The sequence below is a fragment of the Paenibacillus sp. EZ-K15 genome, from assembly GCF_002573715.1.
Taxonomy (GTDB): Bacteria; Bacillota; Bacilli; order Paenibacillales; family Paenibacillaceae; genus Paenibacillus_AQ.
Map to the genome: position 1 here is coordinate 750,574 of NZ_PDHM01000017.1, position 13,049 is coordinate 763,622.

General features: G+C 48.2%; 13 protein-coding genes. 3 read left to right on the forward strand and 10 right to left on the reverse strand.

Annotated elements, in window-relative coordinates; translation table 11 throughout:
* Positions 1-136: 136 nt before the first annotated feature.
* Both CRG97_RS20000 and CRG97_RS20005 read left to right on the forward strand, forming a co-directional pair.
* Positions 137-1,051: an AraC family transcriptional regulator gene (locus CRG97_RS20000; RefSeq protein ID WP_098746547.1), complete on the forward strand. Its 915-nt coding sequence runs from the start codon at positions 137-139 to the stop codon at positions 1,049-1,051.
* A gap of 136 nt (positions 1,052-1,187) precedes the next feature.
* Complete coding sequence (locus CRG97_RS20005) at positions 1,188-1,580, forward strand: DoxX family protein (protein ID WP_098746549.1); 393 nt, start codon at positions 1,188-1,190, stop codon at positions 1,578-1,580.
* Positions 1,581-1,914: 334 nt separating this feature from the next.
* Here the strand turns inward: CRG97_RS20005 and CRG97_RS20010 are convergent, their stop codons facing one another.
* The 6 genes from CRG97_RS20010 to CRG97_RS20035 form a co-directional block, all read right to left on the reverse strand.
* Entirely contained in the window at positions 1,915-3,156 is a 1,242-nt protein-coding gene (locus CRG97_RS20010; RefSeq protein ID WP_098746551.1) for an MFS transporter, read from the reverse strand.
* Positions 3,157-3,298: 142 nt separating this feature from the next.
* The gene (locus CRG97_RS20015; RefSeq protein ID WP_098746552.1) at positions 3,299-3,577 is read right to left on the reverse strand and encodes a DUF6171 family protein; all 279 of its coding nucleotides are present in this window, start codon (positions 3,575-3,577) and stop codon (positions 3,299-3,301) included.
* Between the two features lie 9 nt (positions 3,578-3,586).
* Positions 3,587-5,080, reverse strand: coding sequence for an alpha-N-arabinofuranosidase (locus CRG97_RS20020; RefSeq protein WP_098746554.1), 1,494 nt, complete (start codon positions 5,078-5,080; stop codon positions 3,587-3,589).
* Between the two features lie 194 nt (positions 5,081-5,274).
* Entirely contained in the window at positions 5,275-6,021 is a 747-nt protein-coding gene (locus CRG97_RS20025; protein ID WP_098746556.1) for an amino acid ABC transporter ATP-binding protein, read from the reverse strand.
* 15 nt (positions 6,022-6,036) lie between these two features.
* Positions 6,037-6,696, reverse strand: a complete 660-nt coding sequence (locus tag CRG97_RS20030; protein WP_076322039.1) for an amino acid ABC transporter permease — start codon at positions 6,694-6,696, stop codon at positions 6,037-6,039.
* Between the two features lie 159 nt (positions 6,697-6,855).
* On the reverse strand, positions 6,856-7,623 hold the full coding sequence (locus CRG97_RS20035) for an amino acid ABC transporter substrate-binding protein (RefSeq protein WP_098746558.1): 768 nt from the start codon (positions 7,621-7,623) through the stop codon (positions 6,856-6,858).
* A 281-nt stretch (positions 7,624-7,904) separates the two neighbouring features.
* On the opposite strand from CRG97_RS20035, the gene CRG97_RS20040 reads away from it, so the two are divergent.
* Positions 7,905-8,630 (forward strand): hypothetical protein, encoded by a 726-nt coding sequence (locus tag CRG97_RS20040; protein ID WP_098746560.1) that lies wholly within the window; start codon positions 7,905-7,907, stop codon positions 8,628-8,630.
* Between the two features lie 118 nt (positions 8,631-8,748).
* On the opposite strand, the gene CRG97_RS20045 is transcribed toward CRG97_RS20040, so the two are convergent.
* From CRG97_RS20045 to rpoD, 4 genes are all read right to left on the reverse strand, one after another.
* On the reverse strand, positions 8,749-9,264 hold the full coding sequence (locus CRG97_RS20045) for a hypothetical protein (protein WP_098746569.1): 516 nt from the start codon (positions 9,262-9,264) through the stop codon (positions 8,749-8,751).
* A gap of 338 nt (positions 9,265-9,602) precedes the next feature.
* A complete protein-coding gene (locus CRG97_RS20050) occupies positions 9,603-10,532 on the reverse strand; it encodes a manganese-dependent inorganic pyrophosphatase (protein ID WP_098746571.1) in 930 nt (309 codons plus the stop codon).
* A 126-nt stretch (positions 10,533-10,658) separates the two neighbouring features.
* Positions 10,659-11,681: a UDP-N-acetylmuramate dehydrogenase gene (locus tag CRG97_RS20055; RefSeq protein WP_098746573.1), complete on the reverse strand. Its 1,023-nt coding sequence runs from the start codon at positions 11,679-11,681 to the stop codon at positions 10,659-10,661.
* Between the two features lie 201 nt (positions 11,682-11,882).
* Complete coding sequence (gene rpoD / locus CRG97_RS20060) at positions 11,883-12,833, reverse strand: RNA polymerase sigma factor RpoD (protein ID WP_076322045.1); 951 nt, start codon at positions 12,831-12,833, stop codon at positions 11,883-11,885.
* Positions 12,834-13,049: the final 216 nt, after the last annotated feature.

The following is a 13,049-nucleotide window of genomic DNA, read 5'->3' on the forward strand; positions in this document are numbered from 1 at the left end:
AGCTCGTGCTGCTCAATCTCCAAATGGAGCATTCTTTATACCTTTTGTGCCGAATATTCAGAATCGCAAGCTCCTATTATGATAATATATATGGCATAATCACTGGAATTTTCGATGCCAAAGGAGCCTGACCATTATGGATATCGCTTTTCGCTTTCCTAATATGATTCACACGCTTCAAGTAACAGGATGCCTTTTTGATTCCCATCCACCCGGTTGGAGTTATCCGAGGCATCATCATCATCTGTTCGAGCTGCTGTACTGTCTGGAGGGTGAGGTCCTGCAGGAAATTCATCGGGAGTCTTTTACGCTGCGGCAAGGAGAATGGCTTCTGATCAAATCCGGAGTTCCCCATCAAACCACGAATCTGGCGAGCGGACCATATGGATACTTTAATGTTCATTTTGATCTCGATGATCAGGAAATTCGGAGTTTATTGTCCGCCGCCCCTTACCGTCACATTCGCCAGCAGGAAAGCGAACACAGCAATCTGAAGGGATACGTCCAAGAGCTGGAGGGAATCGTTCGACGGAGTCAGCCGGCACCCCATTCGCTTCACCCGGAGAACCCAAGGGCGGAATACAATCTCACCTTTGAAGACAGGCTGCTGCTCCAGTCCTATACATTGCTCATCATCCACGATGTGCTCTCACTTCTCAAGGTGCAGGATGAAGTCAAGCTGCCTTCGTCAACACAGGCTGCAGCAGGCTCGCATAAACCGTCTTCCTTGCATGCTGCCGATGCGGCGCATGCCATAGAAGAGAAATTATCATCAGGGCTCACAGAGGAGATCTCTGTCGCAGCGGTATCCAAAGAGCTTAATTTAAGCCGCAGCCAATGCAGCAAGCTGTTTCGCCAGGTTTACGGAATATCGCCAAGACAATATATCAGCCGTCAAAAGCTCACCCTAGCCAAGGAACTGCTGGTCACGACCCATCTGCCAATGACGGCGATCGCAGACAAACTCGGTTTTCGCTCAGCCAGCCATTTTTCAAGACAATTCCGCCGCTGGACTGGGCAGTCGCCAACCGAATACCGTCCCAGACACTAAATAGTGGAATTTGATTAATTTTAGTAAGTTACTTGACAATTGACAGCATTATTGAGTATGATACAATCTATAGTTTCAGCTATACAAAAGTTAGTTGATAACAATTAAAAACAAAAACAAGGAGCTGTTACCATTCATGCGTAGTTATTCTTCTACGGGTACATTTATTATTCGAGTTATTCTGGGGGTCATCTTTTTGGCTCACGGTTTGGATAAATTCCAGAGCGGCATCGGAAATATCGAGGGCTTTTTCGCAAGTTTGGGTATCCCCGCATTCATGGCGTCCGTAGTGGCCATTATCGAAATTGTGGGCGGTATTGCACTGATTATCGGTTTGGGAACGAGAATTGCCTCCCTTATTCTTGGCGTTGTGCTTGTCGTTGCTATTTTTCAGGCCAAGTTGGGCATGGGCTTCCTAAATGGCTATGAATTGGATATAGCGCTGCTCGCAATGGCTGTCCACCTTGCCCTTAGCGGCAGCAGCCTGCTCTCAGTTGATTCATTGTTTAGCAAGAAGAACAAAGCCTAAAGTAAACGCAAAGGCTCGCCGGTATCCGAGGCGACGACCTCATGTAAGAAAAACTTCTATCGACGTACTCTCAAAGAAGACAGACCGCGTTTAGCGGTAGTTTTTCTTGCGATATCAGGCAGCAGATCCTTCGAAGTTTATACTTTCTGACATCTAAAGAAAAACGTCTATCGACGTACTCTCAAAGAAGACAGACCGCATTTAGCGATAGTTTTTCTTGCGATATCAGGCAGCAGATCCTTCGAAGTTTATACTTTCTGATATCTTAAAAAAGCCGTACCTGACGATCAGACTCCCATGACCCTGATCCAGGTACGGCTCTTTTTATAACATGTTATGAAAAGTTGCTGCCGCCCGTTTCCGCCCCTAAAGCCGAATTCCTCTGCAATCTCAGAAGCGTGAACGACAACCCTGCGGATATCGCAATACAGATTGAACCTGCAATGTACACCATGCGAATGCCGAGTGTATCCGCTATTAGACCAATTATGGCAATCGATAAACTCGTTACCGTGGATAGCAAGATATCACGCGAAGCGTAAATTTTCGGCAGCATCTCTTGATTTACACTGGATTGAAGCGCGGTTTGCTGCGCCACATCCCGCAGCTGGTAGGCCGGTCCCATCGCGATACACAGGATCAAAGCCACGATCGGGATACTGTTCAGGCCATACCACAGGGTAAGCAAACTGAACACCGCTGAACCTACGGCCATGCATGGAATCAGATTTTTCTGGATAAAGGAAGACAGCAGCAGCATCAGTAACCCACCCACAATGGCGCCTACATAATAACTGGCGTTAATAAATCCCCACCAAGCTTCGCCTTGATGCAGCACTTCCTTGACATACACCAGCGTGATGGCTCCCACCCAGATGGTTCCGGCAATCCCTTCAATCATATCCATCATCGTGACGATTCTTAATGTAGGATTTCTCCACAGGTAGAACCAGCCTTCACGAATCACTTCCCAGCTTGGTTTTGCTCGTCCAACTGCAGCCGGTTCCTTCGCCTTCATGGAGCGCGCTGCGATCCAAAGGCACAAGACGGATACCCAGATGAGTACGCAGCTCATGATTAAAGTCGGCATATGTCCAAACCGTACAACTAGAAAGCCCGTAAAGGTATATCCTGCAATCTGCAAGGATTGGCTGGTCACGGATAGTGAGCTGTTGGCCTTAACCAATCGGTCAGGTGCAACTAATCTCGGAACCATGGACTGGATGAGCGGGTTTCCCCATCCTTCGGTAAAAGCAATGAACAAGATAAACATACATAGTATGGAAACCTGAGATGATATGTATGGGAATGCAATGACCAATGCGGTTAACAACAGAGCTTTCATGACTTGAAGCCTTACCAGAAGCTTGGAGAAGCCGAATTTCTCCATGACAAGCGGAGCCGTAAGACCGGCGACAAACCGTGCGACTGCATTAAACAGCGGGAACAACGCGGCAATAAAGGCCGAGCCGGATTCTTGATACATAAAGGTTGTCAGTACCATGATGTAGACAACGCCTGCCAGCGAAATGCTCGAATGCGCGGTCCAGTAGTATAGAAAGCCTCCTCTTTTCATGTTCACACCCTATCCTGATGATCTTTTTTCTAATAGTCATAACATAGGTTGAAAGTTTCTGTAAAGATAATGGAAGTTCTCCCATACTAATAAAAGCCTGCTCCCATGATCCATCCATGAGAGCAGACCTGACTATAATCTGCTATGAAGCGCTACTGGCAACCGACCAACGGTCTTGCCCCGGATAAGGACACCGCTTGTCTTTCAGCTTTGCAGTGATCTGTACGATACAGCCGCATAGCGTGCACGTCGTGTCCCCTTGCAGCTTTGGACAAGAGAAGCACGCACGCAGACGGGCGTCATACTCACCATCCGACACGCACCGGTCAGACGCAAACATGGGAGAAGATAGGACACGTGTAATTTGTTCATCGTTAACCTGGTAATCGTCATGACAACCTTTACACCGATTATCCGCCATCACCTTCGTTTATCCTGCCGTGATCTCGAGAACGGTAACGGACATCGGTGCCAGCTTCGCACGCAGAACGTCGCCTTCCTGTTCAAAAGCATGGAATGCCGCCGGCCTCAGGGTCTCCGGCGTCTCAAAGGTGTTATGAGCGTCCAGCGAATCGGAGGCAAGCTGCTGGCCTACGATCTTGGACACGACTCCGTTTAATCCTCGAAGCTGAATCGTCACGTCACTTTGCTCCGTGTGGCTCACATTACACAGGCTCACATGGATTTTGCCGGCTTGATCCTTCGAGGCCGTTACAGATACTTGCGGAATCTTCTCGCCGTCCATCTCGTAATCGGCGCCGCTGTAGTTGGTTGCCAAACGTTCTGCATCCTGATGCACTTTATACATATCAAACACATGATAGGTCGGAGTCAGGATCATCTTCTCGCCTTCGGTCAAGATGACGGACTGAAGGACATTGACAACCTGCGCAATGTTGGCCATGACCACCCGATCATTATGCTCGTGGAAGATATTCAGCGTTAGCCCCGCCACCAAGGCATCACGGATCGTATTCTGCTGATACAGGAAGCCCGGGTTGGTGCCAGGCTCTACATCAAACCAGGTCCCCCACTCGTCTACAATGAGGCCGATTCGCTTATTAGGATCATACTGGTCCATGATCGCCGAGTGTCTGGTAATCAATTCATCCATATGAAGCGCCTTCTTCATCGTGGTGAACCATTCCTGTTCACTGAATCCGGTAGCGGCGCCTTTGCCTGTCCAGAATTCGCCCGGAATCGTGTAATAGTGAAGACTGATGGCATCCATAAACGGATGCGCTTCTCTCATCACGGTTTCCATCCAGCGGTAATCATCGACGTTCGGGCCGCAGGCAATCTTGTAGATCTTGTTATCGCCATAGTTGCGAACATAAGTCTGATAGCGTCTGTACAGGTCCGCATAATATTCTGGCCGCATATTGCCTCCGCAGCCCCAGTTCTCATTCCCAACGCCAAAATATTTCACGTTCCAAGGCTTCTCGCGGCCATTCTCCTGACGCCACGCAGCCATCGGCGACACGCCATCGAAGGTCATATATTCAACCCATTCCGACATCTCCTGCACGGTACCGCTGCCAACATTGCCGGATATGTAAGGTTCGCAACCCAAGAGCTCGCAAAGACGGAGGAATTCGTGCGTGCCAAAATGATTGTTCTCCACAACGCCGCCCCAGTGCGTATTGACCATTTGCTTCCGATTCTCGCGCGGACCGACGCCGTCCTTCCAGTGGTACTCGTCGGCAAAACAACCACCGGGCCAGCGCAGCACCGGTATGTTAAGCTGTTTCAGCGCCACCAGTACATCATTGCGGATCCCCTCCGTGTTCGGAATCGGTGAATCCTCACCCACCCATATGCCCTCATAAATGCAGCGGCCCAGATGCTCGGAGAAATGACCATAAATATTGCGATTGATTTTACCTTTGGATACATCCGAATGAATGGTAATAACATGACTCATGACTTATTCCGCTCCTCGCTCTTGTTTTGTAGATGTTTATATAAAATGATTTAATAATCTTTAAAACAATGATATCGACCAAACTGGATTCCGTCAACCCGTAATTTAAACGCTTTCACGAAATAGCCTTATTTTTCGCAAAAAAAGACCGGCCCAAAGTCGATCTTGCGATCGAGCTCTGAGCCAGTCACTGTTCAACGCGTCGCCCGAATTAAAAATTCCCGGGTCCGCTCTACCTTCGGTTGGTTAAATATTTGATCCGGCGTGCCGGATTCGACGACCTGTCCGTTATCCATGAAGATAATTCGGTCTGCCACTTCTTTGGCAAAACTCATCTCATGCGTCACGATCACCATCGTCATATGCTCCTCGGCCAACTGCTTGATGACCGCCAGCACCTCGCCTGTCAGCTCGGGATCCAGCGCCGATGTCGGTTCATCAAACAGCATGATGTCCGGATTCATCATCAGCGCTCTCGCAATGGCCACGCGCTGCTTCTGCCCGCCCGATAAATTTCCAGGATATACATCCGCTTTATCAGATAAACCGACCTTCTGCAGAAGCGCTGCGCTGTTTAATCTAACCTCTTCTTTCGATTGTTTCTTCACATGTTTAGGTGCCAGCCCCAGATTCTCCTGTACCGTGAGATGAGGAAACAGGTTGAAATGCTGGAATACCATGCCCATCCGGGCTGTGATCGCTTTGATCTGCGGTGGGCTGACATACACGCCATCCTTTACGAGATATTGATCCTGTAGCTTGATCGATCCGCCATTGATCTCCTCCAGATGCACCAGGCTCCGGAGCATGGTGCTCTTACCCGAGCCAGAAGGCCCGATGACGGCAATCACTTCATTCTTCTGTATCTCAAAGCTGACGTCCTTCAGCACGTCCAGCTGGCCGAAGGATTTTTTTACATGGGTTACTTCGATAATTGCCATTACACGACAGTCCTTCTATTCATATTTAAATCGGCGTTCCAGAAACTTAAATAACATGGTTAACACTAGCGTCATCAGTAGATAAATAACACCCGCGATGAAAAACGGCATAATCGTGACATCGCGATTGACCGCCGTATAGGCAAAGTGCAGCAGCTCCGGAACCGCCACGGCATACAGCAGCGCCGTATCTTTCACCAGCGTAATGGATTCGTTGGATACCGCCGGCAGGGCTACGCGAAACATTTGGGGCAGAATCACTTTCGTGGTCGTTTGCCAGCGGTTTAGGCCCAGCACCTTGGACGCTTCATATTGACCCTTATCAATCGCCAAAAGGCCTCCCCGGAAGATTTCCGCAAAATAAGCAGCATAGTTTAGCACAAAAGCCAAGCTTGCGGCTACAAAACGGTCTAAAACGAGATACTCGCCGATCACGGGCAGCACCGGCAGCCCGAAGCAAAAGAATAGCAGCTGCAGCAGCAGCGGCGTACCCCGAAAAACATAAATATAGGCATTGGCCAACCAAGCCAGCGGCTTGATTGCGCTTCGAACCATTAACGTGAACACAAACCCGAGCGGGATGGAGACCAGGATGGCAATTAAAAACAACAGGATCGTTGTCTGTGCGCCCTCCAGCATCGGTTTGCCGATTTGAACAATGTAATCCATACTCATATACTCTTAACTCCTAATGGAAAAACTTCTTGAGATGCTGGAAGTTCTTCAAAGATATCGTAGACCCATAGCAGGGAACACAAAACCGGAGCCTTTGGTCAAAGTCCGGTTTCTGGAAATACCTATGGAAGGATGAATAACCATCCTTGTGAGAACGTCCTACTTCAACACTTTGTTTTCGCCAAACCATTTCTCGGAAATTTTGGCTGCCGTACCATCGGCATTCATGTCGTCCAGTGCTTTTTGCAGACTTTGAAGCAGCTCCTCGTTGCCTTTCTTAACTCCAATGCCGTACTGCTCCGGTGCCAGTGATTCCTCGAGAATCTTGTATGTTCCCTCTTCCTTGGACATGAAGTATTTCATCACGACTTCGTCTATGATCACAGCCTCTACGCGTCCATTCTTCAGATCGCTCAGAGCCAGCATATTGTCAGGAAATTCGTTGATCTTCTTCACTTGCGTGTGAATCTCGTTGGCACTTAACGCATCAGCAGCTGAGGATAGCGACTGCAAGCCGACCTGTTTGCCTGCCAAATCGCTGATCGAAGTTATATCCGAATCAGCTAGTACGGCGACGACCTGGCTATTCTCCAGATAAGGCTTGGTGAACAACACCTTCTCCTTGCGCTCATCAGTAATGGTATAGCCGTTCCATATCAAATCAATACGACCGCTGCTAAGCTCGGACTCCTTCGATTTCCAGTCAATGGGTTGAAACTTGATTTCCTTGCCCATCTTCTCGGCGGCTGCACGAGCATAATCGATATCAAAGCCAACAATTTCATTGCTCTCGTCACGAAAACCCATGGGCGCGAACTTGTCGTCAATCCCGACAACCAGCTCATTGCTATCGCTCGCTGAGCTTGAACAGCCGACTACAGTTAATAAAAGCATGAAGCCTGCTAATACGGATGCTATCTTTTTCACCAAAAAATCCCCCTCGTAGACATTAAACGCAGCCATATTCAGGATGTTTAGGAATCCGTTTCATATGCAAACTGCTTTTTCACTTTAATACGTTATCAAGACTCCATGATACCATATTAGCAGAGAAGAGTCGATAGTTTCATAGAATGGCCAATTTTCACCATTTGACAAGAAATTTATGTATTTTCATCCTATTTTAAGGTTACTTTAAGGATGATTTCAGTTTAGCGGGAAAGAATGATGGACTGTAAGACCAACATCAAGAAAGGCGGTAAACAACAATGACAACCCACTTGAAGTCAGTGAAGCGGCTGGTGCTTGTCGCCATCGCTGTAGTTATGGGCCTCGCTTATCTTCCCGTCTCGGTCTCAGCGGAACCGATTGGAAAGCAAACAGAATCACCGGCTGTTCCTTCGACCAAAGACGAACGCGGGCAACATAAACCCGGTCATATGTTCAAGGCAATCTCCCAATTTCTGAAGCTGGAACCGCAAGTTCTTCAGAATAAACTCAAAACTTCGACACTCGCGGAAATAGCCAAGGAACAAGGTATATCTAGAGATGCCATGAAAGCCAAGATCGTTGAGCTGTTAAAGGATAAAATCGCCTCGCATCCGAAGCAGCTGGGTAAATCCATCGATTACTCCGCTGCCGCAGACAAGCTGCTTGACGCCAAAGGCGGATGGCATCAGCAGCGGATGCATCAGCGTCATGGCCGATTAATCTCGGATAGCGTCGAGCTGGCCAAGCTTCTGAAGACGACGCCGGAAGCACTCAAGCAGTCTCTCCAATCCGGAAAATCATTGGCTCAGATCGCGAAGGAGCAAGGCGTGCCCGTCCAGTCCGTCATTGATCAACAAGTCCAGGCACTTACCAAGCGCTTGGATCAGAAGTTGACCGAAGGCAAACTGACGAAGGAGGAATACGAGGAGCGCAAATCCAAAATTGCTCCGTTCGTCAGCGATGTGGTGAATGGTAAACTCAAGCCGATGAAACACAGTCGGTAAAGTGCCCGCTTGCGCTTGACCCTTTTGTCATTGGACAGCACAAGAGCCGCTCCAGCGGTTAGGAATAACCAATGGAGCGGCTCTTTATTATCATCCGTTTATTCTATTTATCATCCATTTAAGGCACGTATTGTTGGATCATCTTCACAACGACGCCATCTTCGACGGTGATATGAAATGGAAACCATTTCATATCTACGATATCATCCTTTCTGTAGATGCCCGTGAATTTATCCAGACTTACCAGCTGGTTCCAGGAAATCTGGGCATCCTCATACCGTCCGGTATGATCGTACAACTGAAGCAGCACTTCTGCATCGTCTGCCACAGGAAGTTCAATCTGTTCTTCCGTATCGTTTACGATATAATAGCCGTCCAGAGCTTCCGTCATCTCAGGGTCCTGCTCCCGTTCGCGGAATACCTGATTCGCTTCCTCTCCCTCATACCATTCAATCGGATCTACTTGCAGATAGACCTTGCCGTCTCTAATCTCAAGGCCGTTGATGTAGACAGCTTCCTGATTCGAAGCTTTCGGAACCGGCTCATAATTGTTGCCTGAGGCTACGCCAACGGTTGTCATCATGATCAGTACCGGCAGCATCATTGCTCCCAATTTCCAAGCCGACTTCTTCATCTTCTCATCGCTCCCTCTTCATCCTTCTATTAAATAGATTTAGCTTGTGAACCCAACCCGACTTATCGTACATTAAATATCATTAACCCAATTCCTGGATATTTGAAACGTATATGTATTTTATCATTCATATCTTTATTATAAGGACCCACTTGGTAAAATGGATGTCAATTTGATGTAAATTCATTACAATATTTCATTCTTCGTAAGAGCTTAAATATGGGAACGATGAAGGATCGTCCGTTATGGTCGAACCGGGAAACATCCAAAATAAAAAACAAGCCCTCCCCGCTGATTCCTCAGTCGATGGTCAGGCTTGTTTAAATTCACACCAAATATTATTGATTGAATGCTTCGGTCAGGACAGGAACGATCTGCGATTTGCGGGAAACCACACCTTTAAGCAGGGCCTTGTTCTCCGACAGAGACACATTGTATGCTTTCTCAACGGCTTTGGACCCTTTACCGAGTGCAAGAGCGATTGAATCGTTGTTCAGAATATCTGTTACGACGAAGACGAACAGGTCGAGGTTTTTGTCAGCGATAATCCCTTGAATCGCATCTTCGAGTTCTGCTTGACGGGACAATACATCATTGGTATCGACCGCGTTAACCTGTGCGATTTCCACTTTGGCTCCGCCCATTTGGAATTCCTTGGCGTCCAGGGAGATCAATTGCGCGATGGTTTTGTCGCTCAGATCGGCGCCTGCCTTAAGCATCTCCAACCCATAGCTGTCTGCATCCACGCCAGCGATCTCAGCCAGCTCGCGAGCTGCTGCGATATCTTCGTCCGTGCAGGTTGGGGATTTGAACAACAGGGAGTCCGAGATGATGGCGGACAGCATCAGGCCAGCAATTTCTTTACGAACGGCTACACCTTTTTCCTTGTAGATCTTGTTTAGAATGGTGGCTGTGCAGCCGACAGGCTCAGCACGGTAATATAATGGATGGCTTGTCTCAAAATTCGCGATGCGGTGATGATCGATAACCTCAATCACGCGAACTTGATCAATGTCGCTTGCGCTTTGTTGACGCTCGTTATGGTCCACGAGAATAACGTCTTGCGCTTCGCTTGCAACCGTCTCAACGAACCGAGGAGCTTCTACCTTAAAGTAATCGAGCGCATATTGCGTTTCACCGTTAACGTCTCCAAGACGTACGGGCTCGGCGGAAAGGCCGAGCTGGTTCTTCAAATCAGCATAAGCAATAGCAGAGCAGATCGTGTCCGTATCCGGATTTTTGTGTCCAAAAATTAATGTTTTTGCCATATATAATGCCCCTCTCGCAACATAAATTTCATCGTTTATATCGATAAACAGATGATCACCTATCTGATTATATCGTTAAATTCTACTTATTCCAATTCCTTTACAGAGATTATTTTTAGGTCGTGTTTATACCAATACAATTTCCGGTTCCGGAACGAATCCAAAATGGTTGTTAATCGACTCCGAGATCAGATTCATCAAGTACAGGATATCGGTTGCCTTGGCATGCTTCTGGTTCAGAATCATGTTACCGTGATGCGGGGAGATGATCGCGCCGCCATATTCGGTTCCTTTCATATTCAGCTGATCCACGAGCGAGCCGACGGCTACCCCATAATCATAATTATTTTTGAATACGGAACCGCAGGACGGGTAATCGAAATGGCGTTTACTCGTCCGGTACTTGATGATGTCAAGCATTGACTGCGGCGTCTCGATTCCTCTTCCTGCCAACGCGTGCACCTCACCCAGGAAGAATGAGAAAAAGGACGGCAAGGATGATGGATGGCTGCCGCGGGTCTTCCACTCCGTAAGCAGTTCGGACGTCATGCTGATCTGCTCCTCCGAGCTGACCGGAATATTGAGATCGGCGCCAACTATAATCCAAGGGTGCTGCTGGAAGATGGATTGCTTGTATGCAAATAAACAGTCCGCCACGGGAATGGACTGTACCTTTAAGCTCGAATCCGTTGTATCGATATAATAAACCGTGTCCAAAATATCGCAGATTTGGCGCGCATTATATTTGGCGTTCATATAGATGCCGGCCCCTACGCAGCCTGGCAGCAAAAAAGTAAAGTCGAGCAAATCCGTCCCACCCATTAAACCCATCAAGGACAGTAGCGACATGGGCGCGCCGGATGAAACGTACCATTTATCTCCTGACACTCGAAGATCCACCAGGTTTTTGAGCGATATAAACACCAGATCATGGTTCGGTTCATCCGGGAACAGGATATTGGAGCCCATCCCGAAGATGTACCATGGCATCCCGCGTTTCCTGCAGTCTTGCAGCAGATCCGCCAGGTCATTTGCCGTTTCAGGCAAGGCCAGATAATTGGCTGAACCGCCGATCCCATACGTAGAAAAAGCAGACAGCTCCACATTGCGCTTGCACAATCGGTCGATAGCAGATGTATGTAAAGTCATCGTAGACATGTCACTCCCTATTCTTCACATTAGGCACAACATTCCTTACTAAATGTGGGGATGTTACATCATTATGATCCAACTACTTGGGTGGTGTCAAACTGGAGTGGAATCCTGGCTAAATAGCAAAAAATCCCTGGATTACAGCCATTAGACCGTAACCAAGGGATTCATTCATGATCTCTTTATTCATGCCCAGGATTATTCGAGGAAATCCTTGAGACGTTTGCTGCGGCTCGGATGACGCAATTTACGAAGCGCCTTCGCCTCAATCTGCCGAATGCGTTCACGCGTAACGCCGAACACCTGCCCTACTTCCTCCAGGGTGCGGGTCCGTCCATCCTCAAGTCCAAAGCGCAGCCGGAGCACATTCTCTTCACGCTCGGTGAGCGTATCCAGCACTTCCTCCAGCTGTTCCTTCAGCAGCTCAAACGCCGCGGCATCTGCCGGAGCCAATGCGTCCTGATCCTCAATGAAATCACCCAGGTTGGAGTCGCTTTCCTCGCCGACCGGCGTTTCCAGAGACACAGGTTCTTGGGATACCTTCTGGATCTCACGAACTTTTTCCGGCGTGATATCCATCTCTTTACCGATTTCTTCCGGCGTCGGTTCGCGCCCCAACTCTTGAAGGAGCTGCCTGGAGACACGGACGAGCTTATTAATCGTCTCTACCATATGCACCGGAATCCGGATCGTTCTTGCTTGGTCAGCGATCGAGCGGGTTATCGCCTGGCGAATCCACCAGGTGGCATACGTACTAAACTTAAAGCCCTTGGAGTAATCGAACTTCTCCACCGCTTTGATCAGGCCCATATTGCCTTCCTGTATCAGATCAAGGAACTGCATTCCCCGACCAGCATAGCGTCTTGCTATACTTACAACGAGACGAAGATTCGCTTCGGCCAAACGGCGTTTCGCTTCTTCATCTCCCTCCTCTATTCGTTTGGACAGTTCCACTTCTTCATCGGCTGTAAGGAGGGGAACCCGACCGATTTCTTTCAGGTACATGCGAACCGGATCGCTAATCTTGATGCCTGGTGGAAGTGAGAGATCGTCATGAACCGAAAAATCCTCTGTCGGAGAATTAGCCGCTTTCTCTGTATCCGTAACCTCTCGTTCCAATGCAAAATCCGCACTTTGACGGTTCTCCATTCTATGCCCCCCTGTTGACAATCCCATATTTTCATGCTAATCTAGCATTAGGTTATTATGACATTAAGCCAATAGTTATTTATCCTTCATTCTAGCATATTTTTCACACTATATCAACTTCTAATATATTCTAGTCTATTTCACCCGATCTCAGCCTGAGATCGGGTTTTTATATACTCCAATTCTGTCTTTCCCTTGGGGAACTAGACATGCCTC